Source organism: Kribbella kalugense (assembly GCF_004365875.1).
Classification (GTDB): Bacteria; Actinomycetota; Actinomycetes; order Propionibacteriales; family Kribbellaceae; genus Kribbella; species Kribbella kalugense.
In genome coordinates this window covers 1,576,989-1,594,398 of record NZ_SODF01000001.1, presented here as the reverse complement: position 1 = coordinate 1,594,398, position 17,410 = coordinate 1,576,989, and the positions used below count along the sequence as shown (strand labels likewise).

16 protein-coding genes are annotated in these 17,410 nt (G+C 64.8%); 9 read left to right on the top strand and 7 right to left on the bottom strand.

Annotated elements, in window-relative coordinates:
* Positions 1 to 7: 7 nt before the first annotated feature.
* Entirely contained in the window at positions 8 to 1,231 is a 1,224-nt protein-coding gene (locus EV650_RS07500) for a hypothetical protein (protein WP_134116684.1), read from the top strand.
* 160 nt (positions 1,232 to 1,391) lie between these two features.
* Here the strand turns inward: EV650_RS07500 and kilB are convergent, their stop codons facing one another.
* Together kilB and EV650_RS07495 are read right to left on the bottom strand one after the other, a co-directional pair.
* Entirely contained in the window at positions 1,392 to 1,880 is a 489-nt protein-coding gene (kilB, locus tag EV650_RS41595; RefSeq protein WP_500778884.1) for a plasmid transfer protein KilB, read from the bottom strand.
* A gap of 395 nt (positions 1,881 to 2,275) precedes the next feature.
* Complete coding sequence (locus EV650_RS07495; protein ID WP_134116682.1) at positions 2,276 to 3,151, bottom strand: alpha/beta fold hydrolase; 876 nt, start codon at positions 3,149 to 3,151, stop codon at positions 2,276 to 2,278.
* 56 nt (positions 3,152 to 3,207) lie between these two features.
* On the opposite strand from EV650_RS07495, the gene EV650_RS07490 reads away from it, so the two are divergent.
* Positions 3,208 to 4,104, top strand: coding sequence for an alpha/beta fold hydrolase (locus EV650_RS07490; RefSeq protein WP_134116680.1), 897 nt, complete (start codon positions 3,208 to 3,210; stop codon positions 4,102 to 4,104).
* On the opposite strand, the gene EV650_RS07485 is transcribed toward EV650_RS07490, so the two are convergent.
* Complete coding sequence (locus EV650_RS07485) at positions 4,088 to 5,047, bottom strand: ArsR/SmtB family transcription factor (protein ID WP_134116678.1); 960 nt, start codon at positions 5,045 to 5,047, stop codon at positions 4,088 to 4,090. The two genes, EV650_RS07490 and EV650_RS07485, sit on opposite strands and share 17 nt — an antisense overlap.
* Positions 5,048 to 5,102: 55 nt before the next feature.
* Between EV650_RS07485 and EV650_RS07480 the strand changes: the two genes are divergently transcribed.
* Complete coding sequence (locus EV650_RS07480; protein ID WP_202874427.1) at positions 5,103 to 6,344, top strand: MFS transporter; 1,242 nt, start codon at positions 5,103 to 5,105, stop codon at positions 6,342 to 6,344.
* Positions 6,345 to 6,348: 4 nt separating this feature from the next.
* Here the strand turns inward: EV650_RS07480 and EV650_RS07475 are convergent, their stop codons facing one another.
* Positions 6,349 to 6,678, bottom strand: a complete 330-nt coding sequence (locus EV650_RS07475; protein ID WP_166678055.1) for an STAS domain-containing protein — start codon at positions 6,676 to 6,678, stop codon at positions 6,349 to 6,351.
* Positions 6,675 to 8,807: an ATP-binding SpoIIE family protein phosphatase gene (locus tag EV650_RS07470; protein WP_202874426.1), complete on the bottom strand. Its 2,133-nt coding sequence runs from the start codon at positions 8,805 to 8,807 to the stop codon at positions 6,675 to 6,677. Before EV650_RS07470 ends, EV650_RS07475 begins: the two co-directional genes overlap by 4 nt.
* Before the next feature lie 167 nt (positions 8,808 to 8,974).
* Between EV650_RS07470 and EV650_RS07465 the strand changes: the two genes are divergently transcribed.
* The 4 genes from EV650_RS07465 (at position 8,975) to EV650_RS07450 (ending at position 10,801) form a co-directional block, all read left to right on the top strand.
* On the top strand, positions 8,975 to 9,250 hold the full coding sequence (locus EV650_RS07465; protein WP_134116670.1) for a YggT family protein: 276 nt from the start codon (positions 8,975 to 8,977) through the stop codon (positions 9,248 to 9,250).
* A gap of 362 nt (positions 9,251 to 9,612) precedes the next feature.
* Entirely contained in the window at positions 9,613 to 9,942 is a 330-nt protein-coding gene (locus tag EV650_RS07460) for an ArsR/SmtB family transcription factor (protein WP_238174064.1), read from the top strand.
* Complete coding sequence (locus tag EV650_RS07455) at positions 9,942 to 10,400, top strand: SRPBCC domain-containing protein (RefSeq protein WP_134116668.1); 459 nt, start codon at positions 9,942 to 9,944, stop codon at positions 10,398 to 10,400. The genes EV650_RS07460 and EV650_RS07455 overlap by 1 nt, the downstream gene beginning before the upstream one ends.
* Positions 10,397 to 10,801, top strand: coding sequence for a DUF6855 family protein (locus tag EV650_RS07450; RefSeq protein ID WP_134116667.1), 405 nt, complete (start codon positions 10,397 to 10,399; stop codon positions 10,799 to 10,801). Before EV650_RS07455 ends, EV650_RS07450 begins: the two co-directional genes overlap by 4 nt.
* Positions 10,802 to 11,577: 776 nt before the next feature.
* On the opposite strand, the gene EV650_RS07445 is transcribed toward EV650_RS07450, so the two are convergent.
* Positions 11,578 to 12,453, bottom strand: a complete 876-nt coding sequence (locus EV650_RS07445) for a hypothetical protein (protein ID WP_134116665.1) — start codon at positions 12,451 to 12,453, stop codon at positions 11,578 to 11,580.
* Between the two features lie 935 nt (positions 12,454 to 13,388).
* Here EV650_RS07445 and EV650_RS07435 point away from each other — a divergent pair.
* Positions 13,389 to 15,542, top strand: a complete 2,154-nt coding sequence (locus tag EV650_RS07435; RefSeq protein WP_134116663.1) for an MMPL family transporter — start codon at positions 13,389 to 13,391, stop codon at positions 15,540 to 15,542.
* A 138-nt stretch (positions 15,543 to 15,680) separates the two neighbouring features.
* Positions 15,681 to 16,229 carry a DUF2461 family protein gene (locus EV650_RS07430; RefSeq protein ID WP_238174063.1) on the top strand — a complete coding sequence of 183 codons (549 nt, stop codon included), beginning with the start codon at positions 15,681 to 15,683 and terminating at the stop codon, positions 16,227 to 16,229.
* Between the two features lie 15 nt (positions 16,230 to 16,244).
* Here the strand turns inward: EV650_RS07430 and EV650_RS07425 are convergent, their stop codons facing one another.
* Positions 16,245 to 17,381: a hypothetical protein gene (locus EV650_RS07425; protein ID WP_134116661.1), complete on the bottom strand. Its 1,137-nt coding sequence runs from the start codon at positions 17,379 to 17,381 to the stop codon at positions 16,245 to 16,247.
* Between the last annotated feature and the right edge of the window lie 29 nt (positions 17,382 to 17,410).

The following is a 17,410-nucleotide window of genomic DNA, read 5'->3' as shown; positions in this document are numbered from 1 at the left end:
CCGCTCGATGAAGGAGGATAGCAAGATGTTCATCAAAGCAGAGGGCCCACAGCTCACGCCTGATCAAGCGCGCGATCTCGACGACGCATACTTCACGTCGCGTCCACTGGAGTACTACTCGGCGCGCATCGCTTCGCTGATCGCCGTGGCGGAATCGGGTGAACGAAATCGATCAGGTGACGTTGGTGCGGCGTTCCTTGCAGCCCTTGAGATCGATGACGAGGCAAAGATCTTGGACTTCGACGGGTCTGACCGTCGACTCCAGGTTGCAACTGACTCGCTGGCCGTCCGCCAACACGCGGCTGAGGCGCTCGTGCGGTTGTACCACTCAGTCGCGATTGGCCGAGTTCCTGGGGATACGGCCGCATGTATGTGGGTTGCTATATCAGACGGTCCAGTGGCGGTGCGCGAACTTGCCAACCAAGCGGCCGAGAGGTTAGCAAGTGACGACGGTCGTCAAACATTCTGGACACTGGTACTGCCAAGCGAAGCAGGTGAAAAGCCGGCGCCCGAGAACGATGTGGCGCTGAATGTGATGGGAGCATGGCTGCAGTACGCCATCTTGTTGCTTCAGCGCGATGACGTAAGCGTCAATGTCGCGGGCAACAAGATCAAGCATGGTCTCGCTGTCAGGTCGCGTGACGACGTTCGTCTGGTTTTCACCAAGCAACCTCCGAGTAGCGACGGGACCATGCCGTTGAGTGCAGTCTCAGGTCCCGGAGCCATCGATATATTCAGTTCAGAGACCCTCAGCTACCTAGTTCGTCCCTCAAGACAGAATGGTCGGAAGCAGCCGCTCGAGCTGACTACTCTGAGTCTCGTACCAGCGATGCTTCTGGCTGAAACTTGGATGTTGGCAGCCACTCACGCTGCGATGTTTTACATTGCAGCGACCCAGCATTTTGCCGGGCGGAAGGCGAGCCTGCCGAAGTACCCTTCGCTGCCGCTCGGCCCGACGCCACAGCAGCTCCTGGGAGATTCGGTCATCGGCATGCGATTCCCTGTCACGACGCCACCGAATGGCGGACCAGTCGATCGATTTGCAGGTCTCGCGTCTCAGTTGGGCTTCGCATCTCTAGAGATCGACTTCGAGAACAAGACATCAGTCGAACTTGTGAACGACACACACACGATCGAGTCCGAGAAACATACCGCATCGCCGGACGAGGGCAAGTTGAGTGTCTCCGACGACGTGCCGATCGCAGAGCCTACGAAACATTCGGAATCCTAAGCGCGGTCAGAATCCTGGAGAGACCCATGCAAGCTGATCCTGACAGTCGTCTTTCGCGGCGCGGGCGATAGAACCGCCGCGCGATCGCTATCGTGACCTCATCGGCTACCTCAGCGGGCGAAGCCAGACTGCGCCCTCCGAGCAATGTTGGCTTCAGCTGTCACCCGATTGTGCTGGGTTGCTGCCTAAGCTCGGCCGAAGCGGCCGCTACGAAACGGGACAATGCGGCCTTCGCGGCAGTGCTTCGAGCTCTGCGATCATCTACGGATGTCGCTTCTGGAACCACATGTGCCATCGCGATGACATCTGACATGAGCGCGTGAAGGCCGGCGACCGGACTGACCAGTTGTACTCGGAGCTCCGCATCAACCAACTCTGCACGGAGGCGGTAATAGTCGGCCGTTGCGAGGCGCACTGCTTCGTCGCTCGCTCCTTCGTCGTGGCGGTGCCATAGGTTGAGTCCTGATACTCGGAAACGTACTGCTGAACCCCCGAAGGCTGCGTAGGCGTCGAGGCGTTCCTGACGTGCTCTCTCTCGTGAGCCGATAGCGGCAAGCTGTTGATTGGCTCGACGCTGAAAGATGTAGGTGAGAGTCGCTCCTAGCAGAGTGCCGGCGACCGCGATGATCGCAGCAAATGCAGTTTCCATGGAGAGCAGTTGACCATCTCGTACTGACCAGGACTAGTTCTAGCGGACTCTTGGTCGCATCACATGTGCTGCTCACGGTTCGTGAGGCGCTTGCCGTCGCACCTGCGATCGACAAGGTGCGAGTTGTCGCTTCATCAAGCGAGGCTTGATGCGTTCGGCGTTCGGCGGATCAAGGCCCGCCGCCGCCAGCTTTGAGCGCCACCAGCGGGACGCGGTTCGATGGGATGAGGTGGGCCGCGAATCTCCTCGTCGAGGACGCTGTGCGCGAGCTCGTGATCAACCTGATGCGCACGGCGTACGAATAGCTGCCGATCGTCATCGAGGACGAACCGGCGCTGCGGGAAGTCCTCAATCGAGTTGAGATCGATGACCTGCTTGGGTGAGCGGCTCGTTGGTTAGCGGTGGTCGTTGAGGAATGTGGTTAGTTCTGTGAGGTAGTGGGGGCGGTTGTCGCGGTGTACTGAGTGGCCGGCGTTGGGGATGTGGATGGCGCGGAAGTCGGCGGCTGCTGCTTGGGCGCAGCGGTTGGCGTAGGCGGGGGAGATTAGGGAGCCGCGGGTGGTGTCGCCGTGGATGAGGAGGACTGGGCGCGTGATCGCGGCCAGGAGAGCGGTTAGTGGGGATGGTTTTTGGAAGGGCTGGTCGAAGAGGTGGGGGTTGACTTGGGCTTTTGAGATGGCCCAGGGGGTGAGTTCGTCGGTGGGCCAGGTGGGGTCGTTGGATCGGGCTTGGGCGATTCGGGATGGTAGGTCGAGGGCTTGGAGGTCCGCTAGCCAGGGTGGCGGCCCGGACATCGGTTGGGCCGGCTCAGCCGGTTCGCCTGTTTCATTCGGTTGGCCTGGTTGGCCTGGTTCGGCTGGTTCGCCTGGTTCTGCTGGTTCGTCAGGCTGATCGGTGGGTGGCTCTCCGGTTGGGGGGTCTTCTAGGACGACGGCGCGGACGAGGTCCGGTCTTGCGGCGGCTAGGTAGGCGGCGGTCATTGCGCCCATTGAGTGGCCGACGAGGATCATTCCGCCTTCGCGGGGTTGGCTTGAGAGGACGAGGGCGGCGTCGTCGCTGAGTTCGGGGTAGCTGAGGGGGCCGTCTGGGAGGCCGGAGATGCCGTGGCCGCGGGCGTCTATTGCTAGGGCTTGGATGCCGGGGATCTCGGCGAGGAGGGGTTCCCAGCATTGGGCGGAGTCTGAGAAGCCGTGGAGGAAGGCGACGTCTGCCACCGCCTCATCGGTGCGGTACCACGCCAGATGGGCCGTTCTACCTCGCACGTTGAACATGGTTGGGGACGATAGCGCAACGCGGTTCTGTCGGTGCTCGGTGCGACGATGAGGTTATGAGTTTCCCCTTGCAGGGCAGTGTGACTACGCCCGTGCTCGAGATCGGGTATGAGGCGGCTGGTGAACCGAGTGCGGGTGGCGTTCCGGTGATCCTTCTGCATGGCTTTCCGTACGATGTGCGCGCGTACGACGAGGTGGCGGACGAGCTCGCGGCGAGTGGGCGGTATGTCTTGGCGCCCTATCTGCGGGGCTACGGGTCGACGAGGTTTCGCGAGGCCGGGACTCTGCGTTCTGGGCAGCAGGCGGCGTTGGGGCAGGATCTGCTGGACTTCATGGATACGTTGGGGATTGAGCGGGCTGTCGTCGCGGGATACGACTGGGGTGGGCGGGCCGCGTGTGTCGCTGCGGCTCTGTGGCCGGAGCGGATTGCCGGCCTGGTCACCTGTGGGGGCTACGCGATCCAGGACATCGCGAACTCCGCCGAACCTACGTCCGCCGAGGCCGAACAGAAGTACTGGTATCAGTACTACTTCCACTCCGAACGTGGCCGACGTGGCCTGACGCGGAACCGCGATGACCTGTGTGCCTTGCTCTGGCGGGACTGGTCGCCGAAGTGGACCGGCGCGGATGCCGCCTATCCCGCCACCGCGCCCAGCCTGCACAACGAGGACTTCGTCGACGTGGTGATCCACTCGTACCGCCACCGTTACGGCCTGGTCGAAGGCGATCCGCGGTACGGCGCGCTGGAGGTCGCGCTCGCCGCGCTGCCGAACATCGCCGTACCGACCGTCATCCTCGTTAGCGAGGCCGATGGCGTGACTGGTCCGGCCGGGCGTGACGATGGTCAGCATTTCGCTGGCCCGTGCGAGATTCGTTCGCTGCCGGACATCGGGCATAACGCGCCGCAGGAGGCGCCGATTGCCTTTGCTGAGGCGGTTATAGCCCTCGGATGAGGCGGTCGCCGAGGTCGGAGCGGCGGTAGAGGACTGAGCGGCCGTGGCGGGCTGAGATGAGGAGGCCGGCTGCGCGTAGGGCGCGTAGGTGTTGGTTGACCGCGGTCGGTGTGACGTTCAGGCGTACGGCGAGTTCGGTCGTCGAGGTCGGCGTTTCGAGCTGGGATAGCAGGCGGGCCCGGACCCGGCCGATGAGGTCTGCGAGCGCAGTTGGTGGGATGGCTGATGAGGTCTGCCAGAGCGTTCCCAGGCCGCGGGCTGGATAGATGAGGTGGGGCGGCTCGTCGGGGGAGATGGGCGTTGCGCCGCGGCGGCTGAAGAGTGAGGGGGTGAGGGTCAGACCGCGGCCGGCGGTTGAGGTTCGGTAGGAGAGGTCGCTGCGGAGGCGGATGCGGAGGACGGTGCCGTCGAGGCGGACGTGGGGGTCGACGTCGGCGAACATGGTGGCCAGGCCGGACTGAGCCATGACTCGTCCGCGGTAGACGATGTCGGCCTCGAGGACGGTCCGCATCCGGGTCCAGTACGGCTCGAAACAGGCATCCCAGTAGTCGCGCAATGCCGCCAGCACGCGACGGAGTACGGTCGCCGGGCGGCCTCGAAGTACCACAGGAAGCCCGGTCGGATGGACGGCCGCGAGGTCCGTGCGTACGACGGCGGCTGGAGTGCTGGTCAGTGCCGAGAGCTCGTCCTCGATGCGACCGAGCGGGCTGTAAGGCCGGGGTGTGAGGAAGTCCGGCGTCCATAACGCCTCGTTCGTCAGTGCGTGGAGCAGATCCAGGTCGAGACCGGCGCGCGCCGACGAGGTCGCCCGAAGCCAGGGGAGCTGCAACGGGAAGCGGCCGGGGTCGCGCAGGGTCCGTAGCGACAGGACCAGCTCATGCAGCGGTGAGATCGCGAACCGCACCTCGCCGAGATCGTTGCCCGCGAGTTCGTACTCGATCATGAAGCAATACGCTACATCGCTGGTACCTGCCAGCATCCGATGCGACAACTGTCGCGTGCCTGAGCTCCTCCGTGATCCCGTCGAACGCGCGCTCGCCTCCGCCGTGGCCGCGCTGTCGCTCTCCCGTGGCATGTTCTTCGCCGTCAGCGCGCTCTACTTCACCCGCGGAGTAGGGCTGTCCGCAGCCACAGTCGGGATCGGGCTCACCGCTGCCGGAGCGGTCGGCGTCCTGGCGTCGTACGTCGGTGGGCGGCTGAGCGACCGCTACGGTGCGGATCGGTTGCAGCAATGGACACTGGCCGCGAACGGAGCCTCGCTATTGGCGTATGCCTTTGCGAGCAACGTACTTAGCTTCGTTCTGATCGCAGCCTGCGTTTCCGCGACGCGCGGCCTGCAAAGCACCGCCCAGGTGACACTGCTCGCCCGGTGGTACGTCGGCCCGGAGCGAGTTACTGTCCGCGCCAGGCTGCGTGTAGTGATGAACGTCTTCATCGGCGGCGGCAGCCTGCTCGCAGGACTCGCTCTGATGGTGGACACGACTTCGGCGTACCGCTTCACGGTGGTGCTCGTCGGTGCGGTCACAATGCTCGGCACACTGCCACTGATCGGTCTGCGCAGGAGGGTCGCGGGACTGGCGGAGCGGATGGACGCCTCCAACACCGCTGCGACATCCTCCAGCGGTCGCTCCCCGCTGCGCGATCGGACGTACGTCGCGTCGACCATCCTCAATGCCATTCTCGCGATCCAGTTCGGGCTGACGTCGGTCGCGATACCGCTGTGGGTCGCGGACCACACGGATGCCCCAACGGTCCTCGTGTCAGCGCTCCTGCTCGTCAACACCGTCTATGTGGCTCTCTTTCAAGTCCGGGCGTCCCGCGGTGCACAGAGCCTGCGCACCGCTGGGCAGTCGGTACGACGAGCAGGTCTGCTCCTGCTGGTCGCGTGCGTGCTGTTCGCCTTCGCGGGGTACCTCGGTGCCGTAGCGGCAACCGCCGTACTGCTTCTCGCTGCACTCGCAGCCTCCGCCGCCGAGACGCAGGGCGAGGCCGGCGGCTGGACCATGGCGTTCGAGCTCGCTGATCCCGCTCGAGCGGGCGCCTACCAAGGCCTCAGCCAAACCGGCTACGCGGTCGCCCAAATGTTCAGCCCAGCCGTTGTCACCACCAGCGCGATCGACCACGGTACGCCGGGTTGGATCGCGCTCGGCGTACTCTTCGCAACCACTGGCGCAGCAACCGCACTACTCGCCAACCACGCGGCCGCGCCCCAAGCCAGCTCCGGAATGCGAGTCACCTAAGCGATCATTCGAGCGTGTGCTGGACCGGGATGGTCTGGGGTAGGTCCGTCAACTCGAGTGCGGCTCGGAGTGGGGAGTCCGGTGGGACGACGATGCGGAGCTCTTGGCGGCTTTGGGTGAGTCGTTCGGCCAGACGGAACAGCATCGCGATCCCGGAGCTGTCGAGATAGGCGGTCTCGGTCAGGTCGACGACGATGACGGCCTCGTCGACGGAGGCGACGTGGCTGATGGCATCCCGCACCTCGACCGCGTTGGTGAGGTCGACTTCGCCGGAGATCCGCACAACCTGGACGCCCTTGCTCGTCCAGGCGTCCACTTCCGCGTAGGCGGTCACTTCTCGTCCCCGACCACTACGTTGCGTCGGATGAGGACCGTCGTACCTGCTGTATCGCTGTCGATGTCCACCGAGTCCGACAGTCCGTTGATCAGCGTCAGGCCCAATCCGCCGCCACGATCCGCCGGCCGCCGCCACCGGCCGTGGTCGCGCACTGTCAGCTGGACCGAGCCGTCCACGAGCAGCGCCTCGACGTGCAGGTCGCCTGGCGAGGCGCCGTACGCGTGCCGTACGACGTTGCTGCAAGCCTCCCCGCAGGCGATCGCGATCTCGCCGGCATCGCGCGCATTGACACCAGACTCGCGAAGCCAACGACGTAAGGCGTGCCGGACTTGGAACAGCATGCGCGCATCGGCCGGGACGTCGAGTGACAACGGCATTCCGGCCAGCGCCAAAGGCCTGAGCGCCACCAGTGCGATGTCGTCGGCAACCTTTCCGGTCTCCGGCAGGCTCGAGAGGAGATGGTCGCAGAGAGCGTCGAGGTCGGGCCATTCGGCGTCGCTCACTGCGGCGAGCAACCGATCGAGTCCGTCCTGAATCGACAACGCGCGCTTCTCGACCAGCCCGTCGGTGTAGAGCAGCAGAGTCGCTCCGGGCCGCAGTCGCTGCGTTGCTTCGGCATAGTCCCCGTGCGCGAGTACGCCGAGGGGTGGGGCCAGCCCGCCGTCGAGGTACTGCGTGCTCTCGTTGTCGATCAGGAGGGCGGGCGGATGTCCGGCGTTCGTGAAACGCACCGTGCCGGTGTCCGGGTCGTACAGGACGTAGAGCAGCGTCACCATCTCGGCCATCGGCAGCTCGCGGGCCAATCTGTGCAGTTTTCTCATCACCGCTGCCGGTGCCGGATCGTGGACGGCGTAGGCCCGCACCGCCATCCTCAGCTGTGCCATGGCTGCTGCGGCCTGCAGACCGTGGCCGGCGACATCACCGATGACGAGACCTATCAGGCCGTCGCGCAGCTGGATCACGTCGTACCAGTCACCGCCGACATGCAGGTCTGCGGTCGCTGGGACATAGCGGGCGGCCACCACCAGGCCGGGGATGTCGGGCATCCGGTCCGGGAGCAGGTTGCGCTGGAGCGTTTCCGCGATCTGGTGCTCGCGCCGGGTCTTGGCCTCCTCCCGGGTCAGCTGCTGTTGGGTCTCGTGCCGCTGGTCGATCTCGCGACGCAGCTGGTCGTTGGTTGTCTTCAGCTCCGCGGTGCGATCCTTGACGCGCTCCTCCAGGTCGGCAGCTGCGGCCATCAGCGCGCGAGCGAATCCCATCCGCTCGGTCACGAGCGCGGCCAGGAAGAACGACGTCAGCGCGACAGTGGCGTCGAAGGCTTGAAGACTCAACATCTGCCCCAGCAGCGACTTGCCCCGGAACGGGCCGAGGTCGTGCGTCGCCGACCAGGTGGCGATCAGTGATGCGATCAGAGCGGCGGGCGCGGCTCCGCGTAGTTGCAGACGCCACGCGGCCCAGCCCAGCAACGGCAGCACCAGGAACAGCAACGGGACGTCGGTGCGAGTCGTCCACCACATCAGGACGATGGTCAGCGCGAGGATGACCCCTGCTTCGAGCCAGCGCGCGGCCGGCCATGGTTCGAGTTCCCAGAACAGAGGGATGCACAACAGGAACGGCGCGACGGCGAGAACGCCCATTGCGTCACCGGTCCACCACACCACCCACGCACCGGCCAGTCCATGGGTGCCTTTCGAAACTGTGAGGGTGACGGCGCCGATGGTCGCGCTGATCGTCATACTCGCCAGCGCACCCAGGAAGACGATCGCCAGCGCATCACGTAGGCGATCCAGCTGACGGCGGAACCCGATGCGCTCGAGCACGATCGCCGCGACGAGTGGCGCAAGTGTGTTGCCTACTGCGGTCAGCAGCGCGGGCACCGGACCGGTGCTGATCGGCAGATTCACGGCCAGAGCGGCAAGTGCGACGCCCGGCCACATCTTCCTCCCCAGAATCAGGAAGGCCGCCAGCGCGATGCCACTGGGCGGCCACAGCGGCGTGACGTTTCGCTCGACCAGCGACAGGCTCAGGCCCAGACGCGCACCCAGGTAGTAGGCCGCGCCGACCAGGACAACGGCTGCGGCGGTGCGGCCGAGGTCCCCAGGTACGCGCAGCCTGAGTGCCCTCACTCCTGTGTGCCCGGCCATGGCTCATGGGACGCTGCAAAACCAGACCACGTCAAGGGTGCCTCGGACCTGATAGTCGGCTAAGAAGTCGGCGGCGAGGACATTCCTGGGTTGTGGGCACCGTTGATACTTGTGAGACGGCCAATGTGGCCATCGCAAAGGAGTTGATCATGAGCCTCATCGGAGCCCTGATTGGGTGGGCGCTGTCGGCGTTCATTTTGGTGTTGCTCGCGCGGATGGTGCTGGACTGGTCGGGCGTGCTGGCGAACGGACCCCAGTGGGCGAGCCGGGCTCGCCAGTTGACGCACGCCTGGACGGAGCCGGTGATCGGGCGGGTGCGACAGGTGGTACGGCCGATACGCGCCGGCGGACTGTCGATCGACCTCGCGTTCACGGCGGTGTTCATCGCCGCGCTGATCCTCCGCTCGATCGCCTTCAGCCTGTAGCTCCTACTCGTCCTCACAACGGATGCCGTGGCTCCTGAGGAACGTGCGTATCTGGGCGGAGTGAAGCTGGAGGTGGAGCACGCCTTGGATGAGGACGGCTGCTAACGACGTGCCGCCATTTCGGTGCGGCTCCGCCCCGATCCGTCGGAGGCCACGCCCACGAGTCGGTCTTCTTGACCTCGTAGATGCTTGCTTCCCACAGCTCATCCGGACAGCCACGCAGCACGATGGCCATGTCATCGAGGACCGACCTGTACTGCGCCGCGACCACAGAGCACCAGACCGTCGTCATCATCTCCCTTTCAGCTCGGAGACAGATCGTAACAAAGTGGTTACCGTAACTGATGGGTTACGCTTGGGGGGTGGCTGAGGCTGGGCGGGATCCGTTTGCGGCGTTGGGGGATCCGATGCGGCGGCGGATTCTTGAGTTGTTGGGTGGGCGGGCGCGGTCGGTGGGGGAACTGGCGGGGGAGTTGCCGGTCAGTCGGCCGGCGGTGTCGCGGCACCTCCGGCTGCTCAAGGAGGCGGGGCTGGTCGAGGAGGCGCCCGAGGGGACGAGGCGGATCTATCGGCTGCATGAGGCCGGAGCTGAGGTTGTTCAGGCGTACCTGCTCGAGGTTTGGGGGGACGCGGTCGCGCGGTTCAAGTTGCTGGCTGAGAACACGCGGCCGCCAGAACACGGGGGCGAGTAGTGACGGAGCCGTTGCAAGTCGAAGTACTGCTGGAGTGTTCTGTCGGGCATGCGTTCGCGACGTGGACCGAGCGGTTCTCGTCGTGGTGGCCGCGTGGACACTCGGTCAGCGGCGACCCAGCCGCGGTGACATTGGAGCCGCGGCTGGGCGGGCGCATCTACGAACGCACCCGCGACGGCGACGACATCGATTGGGGCGAGATCACCGCATGGGATCCGCCGCACCGACTGAGCTACCGATGGCACATCCGCAGACCCGCGGACGAGGCCACTGATGTCGAGATCCGCTTCGTGCCGGTCACCGAGGAGCGAAGCAAGGTGCTGATCACGCACTCGGGCTGGGAACGGCTCGGTGCCGATGCGGACAGCTGGCGTGATGCGAATGCAGGCGGATGGAGCGGGCTGCTCGGGTACTTCGTTGCTGCCTGCAACAAAACGAGCCAAGGAGCTGGATCATGAGCGGAACTGGTGCCCCGGACGATCCCTGGATTCTCAAGACTCCACCCGGCACGTCGGAGTACACCATGCATCGTGACGACGCTGTCGAGCCGGCTGAGATTGTCTGCCAGGTCGGTACGACGAAGTTGCGGTATCTGGCGCGCTGCCTCGACGACGTACCCGCGATGCTGAAAGCCCACGGCGACTGGATGGACCTGGGCAGCGCCGACGAGGGAAAGCCGGCGAAGGACGGGACGCTCGAGGCGTGGGCGCGGTCGGAGGACAACCCGGTTGGTGGCTGGTACGGCTTGCGCAAGGGCTACCGCGGCCGCTTCGCGATGTACATCCCGCCCCTTCTCGAGGAGCTCGGCCTCGTCGAGCTCGAACACAACCCCCGCAACAACCGCCTCCGCGCCCACTAATCAACGTAGGTAGTCCGTCCCCGCGCGCTACGCAGGCTCTCCGTCGCGCCGCTCCTCCCGCGCCTGCTACGCGTGCTCCCACCCGCCCCCGGCTGCCGCCGGTGCATCCTTTCCGGCGAGCGCCGGCACTTGCGCGCTACCGCACGCCTGCGACCGCCCCGTGGTTGCGGCCGACCGGGATGGGCAAGCGGTCTCGCCGCCCACCGGCTTACGTCCAACCGAACGTGGAAGCGCGCGGTGCTGCGTCCGCTCAGATTCGGGATACTGAGCGGACGCAGCCAGGAGACCGCGGCTGCCGACCGTGTCACGATGACGGAATGAAGCTCATGCTGCGGCCAGGTGAGAAGATTCCGATCAAGGGTCGGACGATCGAGGTGACACCGATAGCGTTCGAGTGGTTGCCTCGGATCCGCGCTCGACTCATTGAGATCGCCTAGGATCGAGACACGATCACCTACGGCGAACTCAAACAGCAGTTGGGCGTACCGCATCCCGCTCAAGGTCTTGGCCGCCTGCTTGATCTGCTGTCGGAGGACTGCTTCCGACGGAGCGAACCCTCGCTTGCGAGCGTTGTCGTGAATCGAGCAACTGGCGAGGTAGGCAAGGACTTTGCAGGCGACCCGCAGGCCGAGCGGGTGCTCGTCTATCGATTCTGGCGGCCGTGACGAGATCTGGGTCTCGATTCGGCACCGATGCCGGATCGTGGCGCAAGTTGGGCACGTCGAACGCTGTGGGCTCTGCCAGCTTTGCTGGCGGACGATGGGAGTGGCGGTTAGTCAGCAATTCGACACCACAGTGTTGTTGGTGGCCGGGTCGACTTCCGTGACCAGGGGATAGGTAGGCGCAGGTATCCAGAGTCTCTCGGCAGATTTCCGCTGAAGCGGGGTGAATTCGAACGGCTTGCCGTGGTCGTCGACCTTGACGGAGCCGTGCGCATCCGTACCGTATTGATAGTCAACGGTCATGCTGAACCGGACGTGGTGCGCAGACGTGTGGAACCGCATCAGGAATCCCACGGTCTCATTCTTCGCCAGCGTAACGGTTCGTTTCTCGAAGTACGGAATACTGGTCCTCTTGAAACTCGCGTCTACGGAGTATCCAACCGAATCCGTGCTGTCGAGGTCGAAGTCCAGGATTTCGTTGTCACCGCCGCCGCCCTTGTCCACCGACGGACAGACCAGCGTCTTCTTGACGGGCGGCAGCTTTTCGATCGGCTCTATCCGGATGTTGGTGATCCGGATGGTCTGCTCGCGGTTGCCGCGGAGGTGAACGATCGCGGAGTTGTCCGACGTCACCGGAACGCCACCCTCAGGAGTAGCGGTCAGAGATGGCGCGGCGCCTGAGTTCAGTTTCCGGACATAGCTCTGTGCCTTCGCGGAGTCCTCGAATGCCGTCGGCCAGTATTTGTCGAAGTCTACCGAGGCGACCTTGATGGCATCGGCGGATCCTGCGGCCTTGTCCACAACCGGATCCACCGGTACGAGGTGTTCCAAGGACCCCGATAGAGTTGCGGCGATCATGCCGCCGACAAACGCCAGGACAGCTACCAGCGCAGCAATGGTCCGCTTCCGAAGACGGCGACCGACGGTCGATTTGCCCTGTTTCGCGCCCTGCTTCTTGTTCTTGCGCTTCTTCCTTTTGTCCTTATTCACGTGTCCCCCTGAGCGACGATGAGGTGAGGCTGCTCCAGCCAAGGCCGTCGCCCGACACGCTGCCGCCATTTCGTGCCACCCCCGGACCCACTATCGAGTCAGGGCTACGAATCGTTACAGACCGATTTCAAGTCGTGGCCGGCCACAGGAACTTGAGCATGCGGTGAGGCAGAGCGTTCCTGAGCCCGAGCCTCAGATTGATTGGAACCATCCCTGTGTCAGGATTTGGCTCACGCCGATCCCTTCGGGCTCATGAGCAGGGATTATGAGCCCGGCTCTCGTTGCCACGAGGACCTATTTCATACGTACGAGTCCGTGTTTCGATGTCATCTGACCACGTTGCCAACGCTATTCGACGCCATTCGGTCCCGCGACCGGACCCACGCGCCCTCGCGTGAGCCACTTCTTGCTCGTCCGAGGGTGCGGCGTTCCCGTTCGGCGCAGCGGCTGGCCGCCAGGTTGATGATCGCGGCAAACAGCATCTATCAGGTATGTCTTGTGCGTTCCGCGTTCTTTACGGCCCTGGGGTGTCTGGCCGCCTACCTCGGGCCGGTCAGCCACTCGTTCACCTCGTTGCGATGGTCGGGCGAGCGCGGTCTCGTATCCGTTGATCTTTCTGCCGTTCGTGAGCTCGGCGTTCGTGCCTACCGACATGATGCCCGGGCCGGTGCGGGTGTCTATCGAGCAATCAGCCGGTTACGTCGATCGTCAACGCGATCCGGAACCTGTTCGCGCGGCAGCCGGTCGGGAGCGGTATCTGGACGGCTCTCGCCTGGTGTGTCGGGACCCTCGTCGTCGCGTACGGGTTTGCGATGGTCACGTACCGTCGTCGGATTTCGTAGGTGGCAGCGCCGTGTCAGTGCGGTGTCAGGGGTGTTGGCGATTGTGGTGGTCATCAGCAGACTTCCTACGATCACTGCCCGGAGGCAGATCACATGTTCCACCGGATAGGGCGAGTTGTCGTCCGTCACCCCATTTGGACGATTGTCGCGTGGGTATTCGTCGCGGCCGCCGTCCTCGCAACCGCTCCAAGCCTTCCGTCGAGCAGTGACGAGAGCAGCTTCCTGCCGAAGAGCTACGAGTCGATCCAGGCCGCGGACCTTCAGCAGAGCGCGTTCCCGAGCGCGTTCACGCCGTCCGCCATCGTCTTGTACCAGCGTTCCGACGGCGGCAAGCTCACTCCGGCCGACCTGAAGGACGCCGCGAGTATCACCACTCAGCTCGGCGCGAAGAAGATCGACCAGGTCGAGCAGGTCGTTCCCGGTCCGCCGTCGAAGGACGGCCGGTACGTGATGGGTCTGGTGTCGATGGACACCAGCAACGCTGGCCAGCCGAAGCAGATGGATGCCGCGAAGACGCTGCGCGAGGACGCGAAGGCGCTCACGAAGGGCACTCAGCTCGACGCCAAGCTCGGCGGTTCGGCTGCACAGGGTCTTGACCAGCAGGAGTCGTCGACCCGCGCGAACACGCTGACGTTCGCCGGCACTTTCGCGATCATCTTGATCACGTTGCTGCTCATCTTCCGCTCGCCGATTCTCGCGTTGCTGCCACTGATCGTCCTGCTCGCGCTGGTGTCGACGACGGCGAACGCGCTGATCGCCGACGCGAGCAAGCTGTTCGGGCTCCAGGCAAGCAGTTCGATCTCGGCGCTGCTGATCGTCGTACTACTAGGGGTCGGGACTGATTACTACCTCTTCCTGATGTTCCGGTACCGCGAACGGCTGCGGGCCGGCGACGAGCCGAAGGAGGCAATGATCACCGCGGTCGGGCGGGTCGGCGAGGCGATCGCGTCGGCGGCCGGTGCAGTGATGATCTCGTTCCTGGCGCTGATCCTGTCCACGCTCGGCTTCCTTCAGCAGATGGGTCCGGCGCTCGCGATCACGGTCGCGGTGACGCTGATTGCGGCGCTGACGCTGTTCCCGGCGATCTGCTCGCTGATCCCGCCGCGCGCCCTGTTCTGGCCGTCGAAGGCGTGGCGCAAGGAGCCCTCGGGGACGCGGTTCGCAGCGCTCGGTCGCGGAGTACAACGTCGTCCGGCCCTGTTCGCTGGCGTGTCCGGCGTGGTCATGGTTGCGCTGGCACTCGGCACGCTCGGTTTCAAGGCCACCTTCGACCTCGCGGCCGGTTCGATGCCGAAGACCAAGGAGTCAATGGTCGTCCAGACCGAGATGCAGAACGCGTACTCCGCCGGCGCCGCTGAACCGACGTCCGTCTTCGTCACCTCGACCAACGACGCTCGGCTCGACCCGACGGTCCTGCCCGCGTACGAGAAGAAGCTCAGCGCAGCCTCCGGTGTCGCCGACGTCCAGCCCGCCACGATCAGCAAGGACGGCAAGACGGCGTACATCGTCGTCACGTTGAAGTACGGGTCGGCCACCGACCAGGCGCTCACCGCGGTCGGCGACGTCCGCGACGTTGCGCATGCCGAAGCGCCGCCTGGTACGAAGGCGTTGGTCGGCGGTATGTCGTCGATCTACAAGGACATCAACGCCGCGGTCAACCATGACTACCGCACGGTGTTCCCGCTGGCCGCGCTGCTGATCATGATCATCCTCGGCCTGCTGCTCCGCAGCGTCGTGGCGCCCTGGTACCTGATGGCCTCGGTGGGGCTGGGCTTCGGCGCAACCCTCGGCGCGACGGTGCTCATCTTCCAGAACGCCGCGGGGCACTCGGGGCTGATGTTCATGCTCCCGGTGATCATGTATCTGTTCGTGGTTGCCATCGGCACCGACTACAACATCCTGATGATCTCCCGGCTCCGGGAGGAGGCACGCGAGGGCCACGATCCACGCGAGGCAGCCAGCCTGGCCGTACGGTACGCGGGTCCGACCGTGGCCGCGGCCGGGTTCATTCTGGCGGCCACCTTCGCGACCCTGATGATGGCGGGCAACTCGCTGCTGACCGAGATGGGCTTCGCCGTCTCCTTCGGCATCGTCGTCGCAGCCTTCGTGATGGCAATGTTCTTCACTCCGAGCCTGACCGCCCTGATCGGCCACGCCGCCTGGTGGCCCGGCCACGCGGACCGCAAGTCGACCCCGAAAACCGTCGACGAGGAGCCCCGCCAACTCGACCTCTCAGGTAAGCACTGACGAACGACGGGACTCCAGCCAACCAGCTGGAGTCCCGTCGAAATCGCTAAGGTTGCTCTCATGATCGGGGGTTTTGAGGGGTGGCCGCGGGGTGCGTTTGATGTGCTTCTGCAGCTGGAGGGAGAGCCCTCGGTTGAGGTGAGGCAGCGGTGGAGGCGGGAGCGGGAGGAGCTGGTTCGTCGGCCGATGGTCGAGCTGATGAACGCGGTGGCCGATGCGGATCCGGAGTATGAGGATTTTGCGGTGTGGGGGTACGGCGACGTGCTGCTGCAGGCCTGGCAGCGGCAGCACGCGATCGTCCGGCTGGCTCGGAGTATCGAACTGGGAGTCCGGTTCGACCTGGACGGTCTCGGGGTCGGCTTGGCGTGGTGGTACGCGCCGTCGGAGCAGATCGCGAGGTACCGAGCCGCAGTGGCGGACGACGGTTCTGGACGACGCCTGGTCACCATCATCGGAGATCTCGAGCGGCAGGGCTTCGTGATCTCAGGCGACCTCCTGAAGCGACCACTACGAGGCCATCCCGCCGACCATCCGCGAGCGAACCTGCTCCGCCACAGATCAGTCATCGCAACCCAGCCGCTCGGCTGTGACGAATGGATCCACACGTCTGCTGCGGCAGACTACGTACTAGCCGCGTTCTCCCATCTACGCCGACTCGCGCACTGGCTGGTCAAGAATGTGTCGTAGGCCGCCCCAACGGCACTAGGGGGAGCTGCTGAGGGCGCTCTGGTCCGAGCCTGCGGCTGTGACGGCGGTGGCGGCGGCGACGAATGCGCTGAACGCTGCTCCGGCAAGGGCAACGAGGCTCTTGGCGTCGGCGTCCCAGGTGGCCGAGCCCAGATACGACGCTGCGAAACCGCCGCCCGCCGCGACCGTTCCGACGCCCACGGCGAGGATTCCGTTGCGGCTCAGCAGGTACGACGCGAAGTCCTCGAAGCTCAGCCACTTGCCCTTCTCGCCGGTGAAGCTGCCCTTTAGCAGCCAGACGTAGAGGGTCGCCGGCAGCAGGATGAGGCAGACGAGACCGAGCGGCACTTGCCAGAACGGATAGGCGAGAGAAATCGTCATGGGAATGTCGACGCGCTCGACCCTGGGATCAGTCACGGTGATCGAACCCGTATAAGCGCCCGGCGCGCTGGTCGATTTACGACTACGATTCACTGTCACGGAAATGAGCAAGCGCGTACCTTTGGCGACCGCTTGGGTGGTGATCATGTCGGTCCGCAGCGTGGCATCGGCGGTCGAGCGCAAGAATTGTGATGACTCCACCCGCAAGCATGTCTCCGCAGTACCGATCAGGCCCGACGGATGATCGATGACGTATTCCAGGACTCGCGTCTGGCTGTTCAGGCCGCGACCGAACGGGATGCTGACCGCAGGGTCCCCTCTGGCCGCCACAGTCGCCAACGCCTTCTTCGCCTCGGGATCGGAAGGGGCGCACGTGGCCTGGGCGTTGCCGGTGGGGGTACCTTGCTCGACGTTGCCCAGCGATGGAGCCGCAAGACCCCAGCTCAAGAAGCCCACCGCGAGCACAATCCACACCGCGACCACGAAGGCCAAAGAGTTGCGAGCGGAGAATGCGTACACCTTGACCCGACCCAACTCGTTGCCCGCCGCGTCTTTGGCAACGTAGGTCCCCGATCGGCGGGCGTCCATCGACCGGATCGACGCGACACCACCCTGGGAAGCAACGTCGACGCCGTCGCATGCCCACGTGGCTGACGGGTCGTTCGCGTCCAACTCGATACTTGTCCCGCGGCGTACCCGGATGTCGTCACTCTGCTTGTTGGTCGCCTTGTCGAGACGCAGTAACACCTTCGCCTGCTGCTTGCCGCTCATGCGCAGACCGCCGTTCTCCGATACGCAGT

Excerpts from the sequence above, each read along its gene's own strand:
- EV650_RS07425 (WP_134116661.1), bottom strand. The coding sequence starts at position 17,381 with ATGAGCGGCAAGCAGCAGGCGAAGGTGTTACTGCGTCTCGACAAGGCG.
- EV650_RS07450 (WP_134116667.1), top strand. The coding sequence starts at position 10,397 with ATGAGCGGAACTGGTGCCCCGGACGATCCCTGGATTCTCAAGACTCCA.
- EV650_RS07490 (WP_134116680.1), top strand. The coding sequence starts at position 3,208 with ATGAGTTTCCCCTTGCAGGGCAGTGTGACTACGCCCGTGCTCGAGATC.
- EV650_RS07465 (WP_134116670.1), top strand. The coding sequence starts at position 8,975 with ATGAGCCTCATCGGAGCCCTGATTGGGTGGGCGCTGTCGGCGTTCATT.
- EV650_RS07435 (WP_134116663.1), top strand. The coding sequence starts at position 13,389 with ATGTTCCACCGGATAGGGCGAGTTGTCGTCCGTCACCCCATTTGGACG.
- EV650_RS07500 (WP_134116684.1), top strand. The coding sequence starts at position 8 with ATGAAGGAGGATAGCAAGATGTTCATCAAAGCAGAGGGCCCACAGCTC.
- EV650_RS07495 (WP_134116682.1), bottom strand. The coding sequence starts at position 3,151 with ATGTTCAACGTGCGAGGTAGAACGGCCCATCTGGCGTGGTACCGCACC.
- EV650_RS07485 (WP_134116678.1), bottom strand. The coding sequence starts at position 5,047 with ATGATCGAGTACGAACTCGCGGGCAACGATCTCGGCGAGGTGCGGTTC.
- kilB (WP_500778884.1), bottom strand. The coding sequence starts at position 1,880 with ATGGAAACTGCATTTGCTGCGATCATCGCGGTCGCCGGCACTCTGCTA.